This window comes from Pseudoduganella sp. RAF53_2 (assembly GCF_052113985.1).
Classification (GTDB): Bacteria; Pseudomonadota; Gammaproteobacteria; order Burkholderiales; family Burkholderiaceae_D; genus Rugamonas.
Window position 1 is genome coordinate 1 of sequence record NZ_JBFRDW010000037.1, and the last position, 17,692, is coordinate 17,692.

Sequence of the window (17,692 nt, forward strand, 5' to 3'; positions counted from 1 at the left end):
GACCCGCCGCATGCGCTTGGCGGCCATTGCTTCAGGTAAAATTCTCTGTCATGAGAATCCTGATTAGCAACGACGACGGCTACCTGGCACCCGGCATCAACGCCCTGGCCGATGCGCTGGCCCCCATTGCCGATATCGTGGTGGTAGCGCCTGACAGCAACCGTTCCGGCGCCTCCAATTCGCTGACGCTGGACCGTCCATTGTCCGTGCAGCAAGCCGCCAACGGTTTCTATTTTGTCAATGGTACGCCCACCGACTGCGTCCACGTGGCCCTGACCGGCATGCTGGACAAGCTGCCCGACCTGGTGGTGTCCGGCATCAACAACGGCCCGAATATGGGCGACGACACGCTGTACTCCGGCACGGTGGCGGCGGCCACGGAAGGTTATCTGTTTGGCATTCCCGCCATCGCTTTCTCGCAAGGCGCCTACGGCTGGGCGCATGTGGACGCCGCCGCCAAAGTGGCGCGCGACATCGTGCAGCGCTATATGGATGCGCTGGAAAAGCCGTATCTGCTGAATGTGAACATTCCGACCCTGCCGTATGAAGAGCTGGGGCCGCTGACCCCGACCCGCCTGGGCCGGCGCCATCAGGCGGAACCCGTGATCAAGCAGCAGGACCCGCGCGGCCGCGACATCTACTGGATTGGCCCGCCCGGCGCCTGCAAGGATGCGGGCGAGGGCACCGATTTTCATGCCGTTGCCAGCGGACGTGTTTCCGTCACCCCGCTGCAGATCGACCTGACGCACAAGACCCAACTCGATTCCTTGGCAAAGGCCCTCGCATGAGCGACAAGACCCGCCAGTTCCCACYGCCCCTGTCATCCGTCACGGACAAGGCCCAGAAGAAACAGCAGGTCTTTTCCCCCGTGGCCACGCCGCAAACGGCCACGCAGAATGCGGCCCGCACCGCCGCCAACAGTCCATGGAAACCGCCCACCGTGGTGGCCACGCCCTCCCGTTCGCATGCGTACGCGATGGAGCGCTCGCAGCCGCTGCCGGCTGCCGCACCACGCCAGAATCCGCTGGTGTCGGACGCGGTACGGCGCGCCATGGTGCAGCGCGTCGCCAACCAGGGCGTGCAGGACCAGGTGGTGCTGGAGGCGCTGGCCCGCGTGCCGCGCCACGCCTTCATGGACGAAGGCCTGGCATCGCAGGCCTATATTGACGCATCGCTGCCCATCGGCCACCACCAGACCATCTCCCAGCCCTATATCGTGGCGCGCATGATCGAGGTCCTGCGCAATGGCGCGGCGCTGCAGCGCGTGCTCGAAATCGGTACCGGCTGCGGTTACCAGGCCGCTGTTTTAGCCTGTGTTGCGCAAGAGGTGTATTCCATTGAGCGTATTAAACCGTTACATGAGCTGGCGAAAGCCAACTTGCGCCCGATGAGGGTACCGAACATTCGATTGCACTATGGAGATGGTATGCTAGGCTTGCCGCAAGCCGCCCCCTTCGATGGCATAATTCTGGCCGCTGCCGGCCTGGAAGTGCCACAAGCCCTGCTGGAGCAACTGAGCATCGGCGGCCGTCTGGTCGCCCCAGTAGGGGGCCGCACCCAACATTTAGAGCTGGTCACACGCGTCGCTAAGGCTGAATGGGTCAGCCAGACGCTGGAGGACTGCCATTTCGTGCCGCTGCGGTCCGGCACAGTATGAAACCACTGAAGATGAGAATGACGAAGAAAAGTTCCCTATTGCTGTTGACGATGCTGCTGGCGCTGAGCGCCTGTACCACGGCCCCGAACCAGGCGCCTGTCGTTGACCGTACCCCCGTAGTAACGCCACCGCCAGTCGCCAAGCCGGCGCCAGTTGAAGAACCGAAGGACAAGGACGGGTACTACACCGTCCGCAAGGGCGATACCCTGATCCGCATCGCGCTGGAACATGGCCTGAATTACCGCGACCTGGCGGCCTGGAACAATCTGTCCAATGCGGACGACATCAAGGTCGACCAGTCCCTGCGCGTGAAGCCACCGGAAGGTGTGGTCACGGCTGCCGTGACGCCGCCGCCGCCGCTGGTCGTGCCACCCAAGAAAACCACGCCGAAGGGCGACAAGAAGCCTTACACCGACAGCAATCTGGCGGAGATGCAGAAGCCGGAAGGCGAGAACGGCAAGGCTGAAAAACCGGTCCAGGTGGCCAGCGTTGCGCCAGCCCCGGCACCGGCTGCGGCCGCGCCGGCCCTGAGCGCGGAAGACCGCGAACTGACCTGGATCTGGCCGTCGGACGGCAAAGTGATCGCCTCCTTCGATGAGGGCAAAAACAAAGGTATCGATATCGCCGGGCGTCCGGGACAACAAGTGTTGGCTGCCGGTGCAGGAAAAGTGATGTATGCAGGCAGCGGCATCCGCGGATATGGTAATCTCGTCATTGTGAAGCACAGTAACAGCCTGTTGTCGGCTTATGCCCATAACCGGACCATCCTCGTGAAGGAGGGCCAGAGTGTGARCAAGGGCCAGACAATTGCTGAAATGGGGGACTCCGATACCGACACCGTCAAGCTGCACTTTGAGATAAGGCAGCAGGGCAAGCCGGTGGACCCGTCGAAATTCCTGCCTAACCGCTAGGTACTACCCATGACACGCTCGCCGCACGACCAGATGGATGAAGACTCGCTGCCGGACGAGTTCCAGGACGAGGCGAGCGAAGATGTGGTGATCGATTCCGCCGAAGAGGAAGGCGGTGATGCATCGGTCGAAGTAGGCGCGGTGCTGGAGAGCGTCGACGAGCTGAAAAAAGTGCTGGCGGCGGAACTGTCCACCGACACCACCCAGCACTACCTGAACCAGATCGGCACTCGTCCGCTGCTGACGGCGCCGCAGGAAGTCCACTACGCCACCCTGGCCAAGCAGGGTGATTTCGCGGCCCGCCAGACCATGATTGAGCACAATCTGCGTCTGGTGGTGTCGATCGCCAAACACTACATCAACCGCGGCGTGGTCCTGCTCGACATGATCGAGGAGGGCAATATCGGCCTGATGCGCGCCATCGACAAATTCGAGCCCGAGCGCGGTTTCCGTTTTTCGACTTACGCCACCTGGTGGATTCGCCAGAGCATCGAGCGCGCCATCATGAACCAGGCGCGTACCGTGCGCCTGCCGGTACATATGGTGCGTGAGCTGAACCAGATCCTGCGCGGCAAATACCAGCTGGAGTCGCAGCACCACAACGGCAAGGACGCCACCGCCGAGGACATCGCCGACCTGGTGGGCCGTCCGGTGGAGGAGGTGCAGGATATCCTGGCCCTGTCCGAGCACGCTACCTCGCTGGATGCGCCGCTGGATAACGATCCCCAGTCCTCGCTGATGGACRTGCTGCCCGGCGATTCGGACGAAAGCCCGGACTCCAAAGCCGAGCACCACGAAATGACGGTGCTGGTGCGCGACTGGCTGACCAAGCTGCCGGATAAGCAGCGCATTGTCATCATGCGCCGTTTCGGCCTGGATAACGACGATCCGGCCACGCTGGAAACCTTGGCCGAGGAAATGGGCGTGACGCGCGAGCGGGTGCGCCAGATCCAGCAGGAAGCCCTCGTCAAACTGAAGCGCGCCATGGCGGCGCGCGGCGTGGTGCGCGATTCCCTGCTCTAAACCCAAGGCGTGAACCTGGTGCCTGCCACAACGTGGCAGGCACCCCGCCGAAGTCCGCGGCCGGAAATAAGGTGGCAGGCACCCCGCCGAAGTCCTCGGCCGGAAATAAGGTGGCAGCCACAGCGTGGCTGCCACCAGAATTTGCCTTGGGTTCTGCTATCATAGCGGGCTTTAAGCGCGCCATGCGCCGGCTGCAATCTTAATCGCTATGCAAGACAACACCATCATCGAAATCAAATCCCTGGACATGGACGCGCGTGGCGTTGGCCACATCGACAATGAAGACGGCTCGCCGGGCAAGGTGGTGTTCATCGAAGGCGCGCTGCCGGGCGAGAAAGTCAGCTTCGAACTGCTGCGCAAGAAAAAGAACTGGGAGCAGGGCCGCATGACGGCGCTGCACAAGGAATCGTCCTCGCGCGTAAAGCCGAAGTGCGTGCATTTCGACTATTGCGGCGGCTGTTCCATGCAGCACCTGGAGCCGTCGGCCCAGGTGGCGATCAAGCAGCGCGTGCTGGAAGACAATCTGTGGCATCTGTCCAAGGTCAAAGCCGAGACCATGATGCGTCCGATGTACGGTCCGACCTGGGGCTACCGCTACCGCGCGCGCCTGTCCTCGCGCTACGTGGCCAAGAAGGGCACGGTGCTGGTTGGCTTCCATGAGAAGAAGTCGGTGTTCGTGGCTGACATCCAGAGCTGCCAGATCCTGCCCAAGCATGTGTCGGACATGTTGATGCCGCTGCGCGCGCTGATTCAGTCGCTGACCATCTTCGACAAGGTGCCGCAGATCGAGCTGGCCATCGGTGAAGACAATACTGTGCTGGTGATGCGCAATATGGTGCCGCTGGGCGAGGGCGACGAAGCCAAGTTGAAGGCCTTTGCCGACGAATACAAGATTCAATGGTGGCTGCAGCCGAAAGGCCCGGACACCGCCTATCCGTTCTACCCGGCAGACAAAGAGCTGTATTACACACTGCCGGAATTTGGCATCAAGATGCCGTTCAAGCCGACCGACTTCACCCAGGTGAACCACCACATCAACCGCGTGCTGGTGCACAAGGCACTGAACCTGCTTCAGGTGCAGAAGGACGAGCGCGTGGCCGACCTGTTCTGCGGCCTGGGCAACTTCACCCTGCCGCTGGCAACCCAGGCGCGCGAAGTGGTCGGCATCGAAGGTTCGACCGCGCTGACTGAGCGCGCGCTGGCCAACGCGAAGGTGAATGGCGTGGATGGCCATACCACCTTCCAGTGCCGCAACCTGTTCGAGATCACCAAGGACGACCTGATCGCCCTCGGCAAATTCGACCGCATGCTGATCGACCCGCCGCGCGATGGCGCCATGGCGCTGTCGCTGGCGCTGGCGGAGCTGAAGGAAAGCAATCCGGACATGCTGCCGAAGCGTATCGTCTACGTTTCGTGCTCGCCGTCCACGCTGGCGCGTGACGCCGGTGTGCTGGTGCACCGCGCCGGCTACCGCCTGACGCAAGGTGGCGTGATCAATATGTTCCCGCACACTTCCCACGTCGAATCGATGGCGGTGTTCGAACTCGCTTAACTAGCGGTGTTTGTCGCGGAAGAAGTTCCACGCTTCTTCCGCCGTTTCAAAGTCCGCATTCTGTGCGCCCAGCAGGGCGTTCACATACCACTGCATGCGGTGGGCGATGCTCGGTTCCGAGTGGCCGCCTTTTTCCACCTTGATGAATTCGACCTGCCGGTCGGCGCCCCAGACATAGCGGCGTGCCGACGTGTCGCCTGATTCCGGGCGATGGGGCAGGGCGCTTTCCTGTGCCGCATCCGGCAGCTTATCGACGTTGCGCCAGAGGGCAAGCGTGTCGTCCACGCTGATGGCCGAGCCGCGTCCGCGCAGCAGGAAGTGCCCGACTTCACCACCGGCGTAAGGTGCAATCTTGTCGGCCGTGCCGTGTACCACCAGGACCGGCATCGGCTGCGTGGGCGCGGCGCACAGGCTTTTCGCCGGCCATAGCGCGGCAACCGCGGCGATGCCCGCGATCTTTGGCGCCAGTTCCACGCCGACCCGGTAGGTCATGCCGCCGCCGTTCGAGGTGCCCATCACGTACACGCGGGCCGGATCGGCGTTGTGCTCCTGGATGGCCTTGTCGATCAGGGCATTGATGAAGCCCACATCATCGGTTTTGGGATTGGTGCCCGCATCGGCGCGGCAATCGTTCCAGCCAGTCTTGTCGTCGCTGCCCTTGCTGCCATCGGGCGCAATCACCAGTACCTGCTCGCGGTCCGCGATGGCAAGCCATTGCTGCATTGGCGCGTTCAAGCGCTCCTTGCCGAATACCACGCTGGCAGACGCGGTATGACCGTGCAGCACGATGACCAGGGGCCGCTTGCCGGACGCTGTTTGCTGCGGCGTGGCCAGCAAATAATGGCGCGGCCCTTCGGGGCGCTGCAGGTCGGCAGAGGTGATGGTGGCGGCCTGCAAACTGCAAGGCAGGAAGGCCAAAGCTGCAAGGATTTTCATGCGAAAATGGTAACACAACGACCCTCGTGGAGCGATGATGCGTATCCTTTCCGCAGTCCTTTGCCTGCTTGCGCTGCCAGTCCTGGCAAGCGCTCAATCCATCACTTCCTTTTCGCCCGAGGGCACCATCAAAGAGGTGCGACAGGTCAAGGTGCGCTTCGATACGCAGATGGTGGCCTTCGGCGATTTGCGCCTGGACGACCCGATGGATGTTGAATGTACGGAGAAGGGCAAGGGACGCTGGATCGATGGCAGCAGCTGGAGCTACGATTTCGAGCGTGATCTGCCGGGCGGCGTGCGCTGCAAGTTCACGCTCAAGGCGGGCCTCAAGGATCTGGCGGGCGCACCGCTGACAGGGCAGACCTCCTACACCTTCGATACCGGCGGCCCCGCCATCATGCAGTCGCTGCCGCGCGGGTAGATCGACGAAAACCAGGTCTTCGTGCTGGCGCTGGACGCGGTGCCGGACGAGCGCACCATTGAAGCCAACGCATGGTGCATGGCCCAGGGCATCAACGAGAAAATCCCGGTGCGCCTGCTGAAGGGTAAGGAGCGCGACGAAATTCTGGCTGCGCGCAAAAGCTTTATCGATCGCCAGCTGCATATCTATTTCGCGGCGCGCGGTGTGGTGTGGAAGGCGTCGGCGCGGGTGAAGAATCCGGCGCAGGAGAAGCTGCCGCTAGCGGTGCTTCAGTGCCGTCAAACGCTGCCGATGGACAGCGCGGTGTCGCTGGTCTGGGGCGCCGGCATCGCCACGGAAACGGGAATCGCCAACACGCAGGACCAGGAGCTGCGCATGCGCACCCGCCCGGACTTCAAGGCGGACTTCTCCTGCGAGCGCCTGAAGCGCGACGGAAATTGCATCCCCATCCTGCCGATGAACCTCTATTTCACCGCGCCGGTCAGCATGGCCGATGCGAAGGCCATCACGCTCACTGGACCGCGCGGCATGAGCTGGCAGCCGGTCGTGCCGAAAGAAGAGGAGAAAGCCAGCCATGTGAGCTATTTGACCTTCAAAGGGCCGTTCCCGGAAAAATCCACATTCAAGCTGCAGCTGCCGGCAGGGATGAAGGACGATGCTGGCCGCGTGCTGAGCAACGCCAGCCGCTTCCCGTTGACCGTGAAAACGGACGAGGAACCGCCGCTGGTCAAGTTCCCAGCCCGCTTCGGCATCATCGAAGCGCGCGGCGACCGCATGCTGCCTGTCACGGTGCGCAATATCGAAGCGGCGATCGCCGCGCGCCTCGCAAAACCTGGCGCGGTGGCACCCGCGTCCGGCCCCGTTGCAGGCGCTGCCGCCGCAGCGGGTGGCAGCGCCGCGCCAACGGCTGCGACCGCGCCGGCCGCGCCCGTGACTGGTTCCGTCCTGCGCGTTGCCGCAGGCCAGGATATCGACGTGATCAAGTGGATGAAGCGCCTGGGCGGCGGCAGTGACGGCTGGCAGCCTTCCGACCAGTACAGCTACGACATGGCGACGCAGCTGCTGAAGAAAGAAGGAACTCCTATCACGCTGCCTAAGCCAAATGGACGCGCCGCGTTTGAAGTGATCGGCATCCCTCTGCGCCAGCCTGGCTTTTATGTGGTTGAACTGGCCAGCCCCAAACTGGGCAAAGGCATCACGCCGAAGGGAGGCACGGCATACGTGAGTGCCGCGGCGCTGGTCACCAACCTGGCAGCACACTTCAAGCACGGCGCGCACTCGTCGATCGTCTGGGTCACTACACTGGACAAGGCACGGCCAGTCGCCAAAGCGCAGGTGGCGCTGCGCTCCTGCGACGGCAAGCTGCTGTGGCAGGGCACGACCGACAGCAACGGCATCGCACGCATCAACGATGAGCTGCCGGATGTCGCCTGCGGCTACAACCACCACTACTTCGTCAGCGCGCGCAGTGGCGGCGACTTCACGTTCACGCTGTCCGACTGGGACCGCGGTATCGAAAGCTGGCGCTTCAATCTGCCCGTGGATGGACCGACTGCCGACAACGTGATCGCCAGCACTGTCTTCGACCGCACCTTGCTGCGCGCGGGCGAGACTGTGCACATGAAGCACATCCTGCGCCGCCATGTGCAGCAAGGCTTTGCGCTGGTCAAAGGTCCGGACAAAGTCTTCCTCCTGCACGAAGGCAGCGACACCAAATACGAGCTGCCTTTGAGCTGGAACGCCAACGGCAGCGCTGCCAATGACTGGCCCATTCCGCAGGACGCCAAGCAAGGCTGGTACGCCGTGCTGCTGGATGGCCGCGAAGCAGGCCGCTTCCGCGTCGAGCAGTTCCGCGTGCCGACCATGAAGGCGACCCTGCAGGGGCCAAAAGAACCGGCAGTTCAGCCGAAACAAATAACGCTGGACGCGCAGCTGATGTATCTGTCCGGCGGTGCGGCAGGCGGCGCGCCCGTCAAGCTGCGCACCATGGTCGAGCCGAAGCCGGTGCAGTTCAGCGATTACGATGGCTTCAGCTTCGCAGCAGGCGACGTGAAGGAAGGCGTTGAGCGCGCGGCGCCTGCATTTGACGAGGACGAGGGCGATTTCGAAGAAGGCGAGGGTGGCGAAACGGCGGGCGCTGTTGCCACGCGCAGCCTGACGATGGACAAGGCGGGCGGCGCGCGCATCACGATCGAACAGCTGCCAGCGATTACCACGCCGCGCGATCTGCTGGCTGAAATGTCCTGGCAGGACGCGAACGGCGAAACGCTCAGTTCCTCCACGCGCATCCCGCTGTGGCCATCAGGCGTGGTAGTCGGCATTCAGCCCGATGGCTGGGTGGCCAGCAAGGACAAGCTGAAGTTCACCGTCGCCGTACTGGACGTGCAGGGCAAGCCAGTCGCCAACGCCCCGGTCACGGTGGACTATTTCCGGCGCCAGACCTATTCGCACCGCCGCCGTTTGATCGGTGGCTTCTACGCCTACGAGAACAGCAGCGAAATCAAGGCTCTTGGCCAGGCCTGTCGCGGCAATACGGACGCCAAGGGCTTGCTGATCTGCGAAGGGAAGGCGCCCGAATCGGGCAACCTGATCCTGCGCGCCGCGTCGCAAGATGGCGAAGGCCGCCGCGCCGTCACCCAGCGCGAAACCTGGGTGGCTGAAGGCGAGGACTGGTGGTTCGGCGCCACCGACAGCGACCGCATCGATCTGCTGCCCGAGCAGAAACGCTACGAGCCGGGCCAGGATGCCAGCTTCCAGGTGCGCATGCCGTTCCGCGAGGCGACTGCGCTGATCACGGTCGAACGCGAGGGCGTGATCGATACGTATGTGCGCCAGTTAAGCGGCAAAGAGCCAGCCTTCACGATTCCGGTGAAAGCCAACTATGCACCAAACGTGTATGTGTCCGCGCTGGTGGTGCGCGGCCGCGTGGCCGGTGTGGCGCCGACCGCGTTGGTCGATCTTGGCAAACCAGCCTACAAGCTGGGTATCGCGCCGCTGCGCGTGGGCTGGTCCGCCAATGAGCTGAAAGTGCAGATCGCTGCGGACAAACAGGTCTACAAAGTGCGCGACAAGGCGGCCGTAAAAGTCAGCGTGCGCCGCGCTGATGGCAGCATTCCGCCAGCCGGCACCGAGATCGCGCTGGCGGCTGTCGATGTCGGCTTGCTGGAGCTGATGCCCAACACCAGCTGGGATCTGCTGGAAGCCATGATGCAGCAGCGCCGCCTGCAAGTGCAGACGGCCACCGCGCAAATGCAGGTGGTCGGCAAGCGGCACTTCGGCCGCAAGGCTGTTGCGCACGGTGGCGGCGGCGGCAAGGGGGCAGGCCGTGAACTGTTCGACACGCTGCTGTTCTGGAACGCGCGCATCGTGCTGGACGCAAACGGTGAGGCGACCGCCCAGGTGCCGCTGAACGATTCATTGACCGCTTTCCGCATCGTTGCCATCGCCACCGGTGGCGCTGAGCTGTTCGGCACGGGCCGCACCGATATCCGCAGCACGCAGGATGTGATGCTGCTTTCCGGCCTGCCGCCGATGGTGCGCGAGGGTGACCGCTTCCGCGCGGGCTTCACACTGCGCAATACGACAGAAGCGCCGCTCAAGGTCGAACTGGTGGCCAGTGTCTCCGGCAAGGCCTTGCCGGTGCAGAGCGTGACAGTGGCGCCGGGCGAAGCGCGCGAGATCGGCTGGGACTACGCGGTGCCAGCCGGTGTGACCGAACTCGCCTGGGACGTGAGCGTCCGCGCCGGCGACAATTCGTCGGGGGCCGACAGGCTGCGCGTCAAGCAGGCCGTCAAAGCCGCTGTGCCGGTGCGCACGCTTCAGGCCACATTGCTGCAGCTGGACGGCCCGCAATCGATGAAGGTCGCCGCACCAGCCGACGCGATGCCTGGCCGCGGCGGCGTGCAGACCCTGTTCACGGCGCGCCTGGCTGACGAATTGCCCGGCGTGCGCGAGTACATGCAGCTCTATCCCTACACCTRCATCGAGCAGCAGGCTTCGCGCGCCGTTGCGCTGCGCGACGCGAAGATGTGGGACGCCACTGCCGGCAAGCTGGCCAGCTATCTCGATGAGGATGGCCTGCTCAAATACTTCCCGATGATGGAGCGGGGCAGCGATGCGCTGACGGCCTATGTGCTGTCCGTAGCCGACGAAGCCGGCTACGTGGTGCCCGAGATGCAGAAAGCCCGCATGCTCGATGCGCTGGAAGGCTTTGTCTATGGCCGCATCGTGCGCGGCTCGCCGCTGGCGACGGCCGATCTGGCTGTGCGCAAGCTGTCCGCACTGGAAGCCCTGTCGCGGGTGAAGCGTGTGAAGCCGAATATGCTCGAATCCTTCACGATTGCGCCCAATTTGTGGCCGACGTCCGCTGTGATCGACTGGTACTTGATCCTTCAGCGCACGCCGTCATTGCCGGAGCATGCAGCACGCATGAAGGAGGCCGACCAGATCCTGCGCACCCGCCTGAACCTGCAAGGCACGATCATGACCTTCTCGACGGAACGCAGGGACGACTGGTGGTGGCTGATGGTATCCACCGACGCCAACGCGAACCGCCTGATGCTGGCCGTGCTTGACCAGCCATCGTGGCAGGCCGACATGGGGCGTCTGGCGCGCGGCGCATTGAGCCGTCACAAGAAAGGCCATTGGAGCACGACGGTGGCCAATGCCTGGGGTGTGCTGGCGCTGGAGAAGTTCTCGAAGAAATTCGAGTCCGAGCCGGTCGCCGGCAGCAGCACCGCGGCGCTGGCGGGCGCCAGCAAGAGCGTGACGCTGACGACGGATACGAAGAACGCCAGTGTGCTGCTGCCTTGGCCGCGCGGCACGGAGGAACTGCAGCTGAAGCATACAGGCACCGGCAAGCCCTGGGCTACGGTGCAGAGCCGCGCCGCGATTCCGCTGAAGGAGCCGCTGTCGAGCGGCTACACGATCCGCAAGACCATCACGCCAGTCGATCAATCGTCCAAAGGCTCATGGTCGCGCGGCGATGTGTACCGCGTGCGGCTGGAATTGGAAGCGCAGAGCGATATGACCTGGGTGGCGGTGGATGATCCGATTCCGGCCAGTGCGAGTGTGCTGGGCACGGGATTGGGCAGTGATTCGAAAATTCTGACCACCGGCGAGAAGCAGCAGGGCGGCTGGGTGTGGCCGGCCTTCCAGGAGCGCACCTTCGAAGCCTTCCGCAGCTATTTCGAGTATGTCCCGAAAGGCAAATGGACGGTGGAGTACACGGTGCGCCTGAATAATCCCGGCCAGTTCGTGCTGCCGCCGACGCGCGTCGAAGCGATGTATAGCCCGGAGATGTTTGGCGAACTGCCGAACGCTCCCGTGACGGTGAAATGAAGCGCTGCGCATTTGCACTGCTGCTGCTCGCAGGGGCCGCCTCCGCCGCGCCGAGCTACGAGCAGGTCAGGGCGGCCTGGCGCTCGTCCGACGCTGTCCTGCTGGACCGCCACGGCGAGCCGTTGCAGACGCTGCGTATTGGCCTGCAGTCGCGGCGACAGCAGTGGACCATGCTGACTGACATATCGCCCGCGCTGCCGCTGGCCGTCTTGGAGGCAGAGGACCAGCGCTTCATGCAGCACAGCGGCGTGGACTTGCAGGCGATGGGGCAGGCGGCCTGGGACAATCTGTTCCGCAAACGTCCGCGCGGCGCATCCACCATCACGATGCAGCTGGCGGCCATGCTCGATCCGCATTTGCAGCCCGCCAGTGCAGGCGGACGAACCCTGTCGCAGAAGTGGGACCAGATGAAGGAAGCGCGCGAGCTTGATGCCGCCTGGACCAAGCAGCAGATTCTGGAGGCTTATCTGAATCTGGCGAATTTTCGCGGCGAGCTGCAAGGCGTGGGCGCCGCCGCGCATGGCTTGTTTGGCAAAGAGCCGTCGGGCCTGACGATGGGCGAATCGGCCATCCTCGCGGCCCTGCTGCGGGGGCCGCAAGCAGCGCAGAAGATGGTCGCGCGGCGCGCATGCGCGCTGGCGGCAGAGCTGAAGTCAACCACCAGCTGCCGCGATATCGAGGCAGATGCCATGCTGGCCTTCAACCGTCCTCCCGTCATGCCGGCATTGCCGCCAGCCGCGCATGCCGCACGCCTGCTGCTTAAATCGCCCGGACAACAGGAGCGCAGCACTCTGGATGCGAACTTGCAGCACTACGCGCAGGATGTGCTGCGCCAGCAGATCATGTCCCTGCGCGAACGCAATGTGAATGATGGCGCGGTGCTGGTGCTGGATARCGCCAGCGGTGAGATCCTGGCCTACGTCGGCAATGCAGGCGGCACGGAAGTCGATGGTGTCGCCTCACTGCGCCAGGCCGGTTCCACGCTCAAACCTTTCCTGTACGAGCTGGCGCTGGAGCGCAAGCTGATTACCGCCGCTTCGTTGATGGACGATTCGCCGATCGATATTTCGACCAGCTCCGGCCTCTACATCCCGCAGAACTATGACCGCGAGTTCAAAGGCTACGTCAGCGCGCGCACCAGTCTTGCGAGTTCGCTCAATGTGCCGGCTGTGCGTACGCTGGTGCTGGTGGGACTGGACCGCTTCAATGAGCGCCTGCATGCGCTGGGTTTCGACAGCCTGACCGAGTCGCCGGACTACTACGGCTATTCGCTGGCACTGGGCTCCGCCGAAGTCACTTTGCTGGAATTGGCCAACGCCTACCGCACGCTGGCGAACGGCGGCAAGCACAGTCCGATCACGCTGCGCCTCAATGTGAAGCCGGAGGCAGCGCGCGCGGTGCTCGATCCGGCTGCGACGTTTGTGGTGGGCGATGTCCTGTCGGACCGCGCCGCGCGCAGCCTGACCTTCGGGCTGAAGAATGAGTTGGCCGCGACTTACTGGGCCGCCGTGAAGACGGGCACCAGCAAGGACATGCGCGACAACTGGTGTATTGGCTACAGCACGCGCTACACGGTCGCGGTGTGGGTCGGGAATTTCGTGGGACAGCCGATGTGGGACGTCTCCGGCGTAAGCGGCGCAGCGCCCGTGTGGCGCGACGTGATGGACTATCTGCACCGCAGCGCGCCCGCGCCGGCGCCTGTGCCGCCGCGCGGCCTGGTGCAGCGTGAGGTGCGCTTTCAGCCAGCCGTGGAGCCCGCGCGCGCCGAGTGGTTCCTGAATGGCACGGAGACGCCGGAAGTAGTGCTGGTGGCCGAACACCAGCGCGCGCCGCGCATTCTCTATCCCGCCGACGCCAGCATCCTCGCATTGGACCCGGATATCCCACAAGACCGACAGCGGGTGGTGTTCGAAGCGCAGGCTGCGCAAGGCCTGCAATGGCAGCTCAACGGCCAACTGCTCGGCCCCGCCGACCGCAGTTACAGCTGGCAGCCGACGCCGGGTGAGCATGAGCTGATCCTGACCGATGGCGCGAAAGCCATCGCGCGCGCTACGTTCCACGTGCGAGGCGAAAAGCTTAATTGAGCAGGGCCTCTTGCGCGTAGGCCTTCATGTGATCAATGAAGGCGCGCAGTTTTGGCATGACCTGTGCACGGCTGGGAAAGTAGATGAAAAGGCCGGGGGACGAAGCCGCGTAATCCGCCAGCACTTCCACCAATAGCCCGGACGCGAGTTGTTCGGCGGCCAATGGCGCGGGCAGTTGCGCCAGGCCGGCGCCGCCGAGCGCCGCGGACAGCATGGTCGGCATATCGTTGACGATCATTGAGCCCGTCACCGCGAGGTCGTGCGGGCCATCGGCCTCCAGAACGCGCCATGGCGCCACGGTGCCGTTGGAGCGCCGTATCCTCACGCAGGAATGGTTGGCCAGATCGGCTGGCGTGGCTGGGTGCCCGCAGCGCGCGAGATAGTCCGGGCTGGCAAGCATCGCGAGGCGCAGGGGAGGCGTGAGGCGCAGCGCGACCATGTCCGGGTCGATGAATTCGCCCATGCGGATGCCTGCGTCGAAGCCATCCCTCGCCAGGTCTGCCAGTTCTTCGCTGGCGACCACTTCCACCACCACGTCGGGGTAGCGCGCGCTGAACGACGCCAGCACCGGCTGCAGAATGATCTGCACCACCGAGCGCGGCACCGTCAGGCGCAGCAGGCCGGAGGGTTTGGCGCCCAGTTCGCGTGCGGCCGCGGTTGCGGACACGATAGCGTCGAAAGCGGGGCGCGCCTGCTCCAGGAAGCGCTGGCCCGCTTCCGTCAGGCCTACGCTGCGCGTAGTGCGCGTGAACAGGGCGACGCCCACGCGCGCTTCCAGCGCCCGCACGGCCTGGCTGATGGCGGAGGGCGTGATGTCCAGATCGGCGGCAGCCTGGCGAAAACTGCGGCGCTCGGCCACGCGCACGAAGGCTTCCACGCCGTCCAGCGCTCCACGGGGGATTGTGTAGTCCTGCTTCATAGTGCGTGCAGATTAGCCCCGTTTATCCCGCGGTGCAAGCGCCCTAGACTTCCGGCATCGCATATCAACCGGAGAATCCCTATGAACGGCCAGCTTGCCTTTTTTGTCAGTGTCTTATTCGGGCTGTCGGCCTGGAGCGCGGTCGGCGCCATGTATTTATGGCCTTGGTTGCGCAAGCAGCCGCGCGAAGACGCGCTGAAGCCGCTGCTCACCCTGCATGCGTTCCGCTATATCGGCCTGTCTTTCCTGGTACCGGGTGTGGTCGCGGCGGACCTGCCGATGACGTTTGCCCGCAGCGCGGCCCTGGGTGACCTGGCCGCCGCCGTGCTGGCCCTGCTGGCGCTGGCCTTCCTGCGCAGCGGCCTGGGAACGGCGCTTCTCTGGATCTTCAATGTGTGGGGCAGCGTTGACCTGCTGAATGCATTCTTCCAGGCTGGCGCCTCCGGCCTGTACCCGGGACAGTTCGGCGCCGCTTACTTCCTGCCGACCACAATTGTGCCGCTGCTGCTGGTCACCCATGTGCTGATGTTCCGGCTAATAAAAAAGCCGGCGCGAGGCCGGCTTTTTGAAGGACAGGGTGCTGCTTAGTCGCGGCTGCCGCCCAGGCCCAGCAGGGCCAGCAGATTGGTGAAGATGTTGTACACGTCCAGGTACAGGGCCAGGGTGGCGGTGATGTAATTGGTCTCGCCACCGTTGACGATGCGCTGCACGTCAAACAGGATGAAGGCCGAGAAGATACCGATCGCCAGCACGGAAATCGTGATCGCCAGGGCGCCCATGCCCAGGAAGACGTTGGCCACCGATGCCAGCAGCAGCACGATCACGCCAGCGAACAGCCACTTGCCCATCATCGAGAAGTCGCGCTTGGCCACGGTTGCGTAGCTGGCCAGCGCCAGGAACACGCAAGCCGTACCGCCGAACGCCGTCATGATCAGCTGGCCGCCATTGCTGAACTGCAGGGTGTGCGTCAGCAGCGGGGTGAGCATCAGGCCCATGAAGAAGGTAAAGCCCAGCAGCAGGGCGACGCCCAGGCCGCTATCCTTATTGCGCTCGATACCATAAATCAGACCGTAGGCCACGCCGAAGAACAGGATCAGGCCCAGGAAGCCGCGCGGCATAGGGAAGCCGAAGGCCACGCCCAGGGCGGCGCCCAACACGGTCGGGATCATCGACAGGGCCAGCAGCCAGTAAGTATTGCGCAGGACTTTGTTGCGGGTGGCAACGGTGCTGCCCGGCAGATCATAGACAGAATTCAGATTACGTTCCATTGAAAAGCTCCTTAGACGGTACGGTGTACCTCTTAATAAAAGCATAGCATGCAGGGTGGGGAAAGGGGAAATCCGGCCCTTAGGGGCGGCTTAAACCAGCGGTCGCAGGGAATTCCCTGCCGCGCTATCGGATATCCGGGGTGTTCTATGGTAAAATCGAAGGTTGATCCAGATATCAATTTTGTTTTAAACCTTTCTTTTTATTGGAGTTTTTCATAATGGCAATCGAACGCACCCTGTCGATCATCAAACCGGACGCAGTAGCCAAGAACGTTATCGGCCAGATCTACAGCCGTTTCGAAGGCGCCGGCCTGAAGGTCGTAGCTGCTCGCATGACCCAACTGTCCCGCGCTGAAGCTGAAGGCTTCTACGCAGTGCACGCTGCCCGTCCTTTCTTCAAGGATCTGGTGGACTTCATGATTTCCGGCCCTGTGATGATTCAGGCTCTGGAAGGTGAAGGCGCGATCGCCAAGAACCGCGACCTGATGGGCGCTACCGACCCGAAGAAAGCAGAAAAAGGCACCATCCGCGCCGATTTCGCTGACTCCATCGACGCGAACGCTGTGCACGGTTCCGACGCAGCTGAAACCGCTGCTGTGGAAATCGCTTACTTCTTCCCAGCACTGAACGTTTACTCCCGTTAATTTTCTGTAACGGTTGTACTGTAGTAAAGTAGTATTGCGCTTGCCCCGGTCCCCTGGTCCGGGGCAAAGGCATTTTGAATATTGAGCAAGAAATGACGGAAACGACCCTCACCAACCTGCTGGATCTCGATCCGGAGCAATTAGTCGCCTACTGCGCAGAGTTGGGTGAGAAGCCTTTCCGCGCCAAGCAGCTGCAACGCTGGATTCACCAGTTCGGTGCGTCCGACTTTGATAGCATGACCGACCTCGCGAAATCCCTGCGCGAGAAGCTGAAGACGCGCGCCCACATCACGGCGCCGGCCGTCATCAGCGACCATACTTCCGCCGACGGCACCCGCAAATGGCTGGTGGACGTGGGCAATGGCAATGCCGTGGAAACCGTGTTCATCCCGGAAGAAAACCGCGGCACCCTGTGCATCTCGACCCAGGCCGGCTGCGCCGTGAACTGCCGCTTCTGCTCCACCGGCAAGCAAGGCTTCAACCGCAACCTGACCGTGGGCGAAATCATCGGCCAGCTGTGGATGGCCGAATTCGCGCTGCGCCAGACCAAGGGCATCGAACCGGGTCCGAAAGGCGAGCGCCAGATCACCAACGTGGTCATGATGGGCATGGGCGAGCCCCTGCTGAATTACGGCCCGACCGCCACCGCGCTCAAGCTGATGCTGGACGATAACGCCTACGGCCTGTCGCGCCGCCGCGTGACCCTGTCCACATCGGGCGTGGTGCCAATGATCGACAAGCTGTCGCAGGATGTGCCGGTCGCGCTGGCCGTCTCGCTGCACGCTTCCAACGACAAGCTGCGCGACGAGCTCGTGCCGCTGAATAAGAAGTACCCGCTGTCCGAACTGCTGGCTGCGTGCAAACGCTACCTGGAATTCGCGCCGCGTGATTTCATCACCTTCGAATACTGCATGCTCGATAACTACAACGATAGCGA

Annotated in this window: 14 protein-coding genes; 11 read left to right on the plus strand and 3 right to left on the minus strand. The window is 63.3% G+C overall.

What is annotated here, in order from left to right; translation table 11 throughout:
- Positions 1-50: 50 nt before the first annotated feature.
- The 5 genes from surE to rlmD all read left to right on the plus strand — a co-directional run bounded on the left by surE (position 51) and on the right by rlmD (position 5,143).
- Positions 51-788: a 5'/3'-nucleotidase SurE gene (gene surE, locus AB4Z11_RS04030; protein ID WP_442022919.1), complete on the plus strand. Its 738-nt coding sequence runs from the start codon at positions 51-53 to the stop codon at positions 786-788.
- Positions 785-1,657, plus strand: a complete 873-nt coding sequence (locus tag AB4Z11_RS04035; protein ID WP_442022920.1) for a protein-L-isoaspartate(D-aspartate) O-methyltransferase — start codon at positions 785-787, stop codon at positions 1,655-1,657. The genes surE and AB4Z11_RS04035 overlap by 4 nt, the downstream gene beginning before the upstream one ends.
- A gap of 17 nt (positions 1,658-1,674) precedes the next feature.
- The gene (locus tag AB4Z11_RS04040) at positions 1,675-2,568 is read left to right on the plus strand and encodes a peptidoglycan DD-metalloendopeptidase family protein (RefSeq protein WP_442022921.1); all 894 of its coding nucleotides are present in this window, start codon (positions 1,675-1,677) and stop codon (positions 2,566-2,568) included.
- A 9-nt stretch (positions 2,569-2,577) separates the two neighbouring features.
- Positions 2,578-3,591: an RNA polymerase sigma factor RpoS gene (rpoS, locus tag AB4Z11_RS04045; RefSeq protein ID WP_442022922.1), complete on the plus strand. Its 1,014-nt coding sequence runs from the start codon at positions 2,578-2,580 to the stop codon at positions 3,589-3,591.
- A gap of 208 nt (positions 3,592-3,799) precedes the next feature.
- The gene (gene rlmD / locus AB4Z11_RS04050; RefSeq protein WP_442022923.1) at positions 3,800-5,143 is read left to right on the plus strand and encodes a 23S rRNA (uracil(1939)-C(5))-methyltransferase RlmD; all 1,344 of its coding nucleotides are present in this window, start codon (positions 3,800-3,802) and stop codon (positions 5,141-5,143) included.
- Here rlmD and AB4Z11_RS04055 read toward each other — a convergent pair whose 3' ends face one another.
- Positions 5,144-6,079 (minus strand): alpha/beta hydrolase family esterase, encoded by a 936-nt coding sequence (locus AB4Z11_RS04055; RefSeq protein WP_442022924.1) that lies wholly within the window; start codon positions 6,077-6,079, stop codon positions 5,144-5,146.
- Between the two features lie 34 nt (positions 6,080-6,113).
- On the opposite strand from AB4Z11_RS04055, the gene AB4Z11_RS04060 reads away from it, so the two are divergent.
- Genes AB4Z11_RS04060 through pbpC form a run of 3 tightly spaced genes read left to right on the plus strand, consistent with a single transcriptional unit; the run spans position 6,114 to position 13,924 of the window.
- Positions 6,114-6,500: an Ig-like domain-containing protein gene (locus AB4Z11_RS04060; protein WP_442022925.1), complete on the plus strand. Its 387-nt coding sequence runs from the start codon at positions 6,114-6,116 to the stop codon at positions 6,498-6,500.
- A 21-nt stretch (positions 6,501-6,521) separates the two neighbouring features.
- Positions 6,522-11,840 (plus strand): alpha-2-macroglobulin family protein, encoded by a 5,319-nt coding sequence (locus tag AB4Z11_RS04065; RefSeq protein WP_442022926.1) that lies wholly within the window; start codon positions 6,522-6,524, stop codon positions 11,838-11,840.
- Positions 11,837-13,924, plus strand: coding sequence for a penicillin-binding protein 1C (gene pbpC, locus AB4Z11_RS04070; protein ID WP_442022927.1), 2,088 nt, complete (start codon positions 11,837-11,839; stop codon positions 13,922-13,924). The genes AB4Z11_RS04065 and pbpC overlap by 4 nt, the downstream gene beginning before the upstream one ends.
- On the opposite strand, the gene AB4Z11_RS04075 is transcribed toward pbpC, so the two are convergent.
- On the minus strand, positions 13,917-14,843 hold the full coding sequence (locus AB4Z11_RS04075) for a LysR family transcriptional regulator (RefSeq protein WP_442022928.1): 927 nt from the start codon (positions 14,841-14,843) through the stop codon (positions 13,917-13,919). The two genes, pbpC and AB4Z11_RS04075, sit on opposite strands and share 8 nt — an antisense overlap.
- A gap of 81 nt (positions 14,844-14,924) precedes the next feature.
- On the opposite strand from AB4Z11_RS04075, the gene AB4Z11_RS04080 reads away from it, so the two are divergent.
- Positions 14,925-15,431, plus strand: a complete 507-nt coding sequence (locus AB4Z11_RS04080) for a hypothetical protein (protein ID WP_442022929.1) — start codon at positions 14,925-14,927, stop codon at positions 15,429-15,431.
- Here the strand turns inward: AB4Z11_RS04080 and AB4Z11_RS04085 are convergent.
- A complete protein-coding gene (locus AB4Z11_RS04085) occupies positions 15,428-16,111 on the minus strand; it encodes a Bax inhibitor-1/YccA family protein (RefSeq protein ID WP_442022930.1) in 684 nt (227 codons plus the stop codon). The genes AB4Z11_RS04080 and AB4Z11_RS04085 overlap by 4 nt on opposite strands.
- A 218-nt stretch (positions 16,112-16,329) precedes the next feature.
- Here AB4Z11_RS04085 and ndk point away from each other — a divergent pair, with 218 nt between their 5' ends.
- Together ndk and rlmN are read left to right on the plus strand one after the other, a co-directional pair.
- Positions 16,330-16,755 (plus strand): nucleoside-diphosphate kinase, encoded by a 426-nt coding sequence (ndk, locus tag AB4Z11_RS04090; protein ID WP_442022931.1) that lies wholly within the window; start codon positions 16,330-16,332, stop codon positions 16,753-16,755.
- A 92-nt stretch (positions 16,756-16,847) separates the two neighbouring features.
- A partial coding sequence (gene rlmN / locus AB4Z11_RS04095; RefSeq protein WP_442022932.1) for a 23S rRNA (adenine(2503)-C(2))-methyltransferase RlmN occupies positions 16,848-17,692 on the plus strand: 845 nt, incomplete at its 3' end.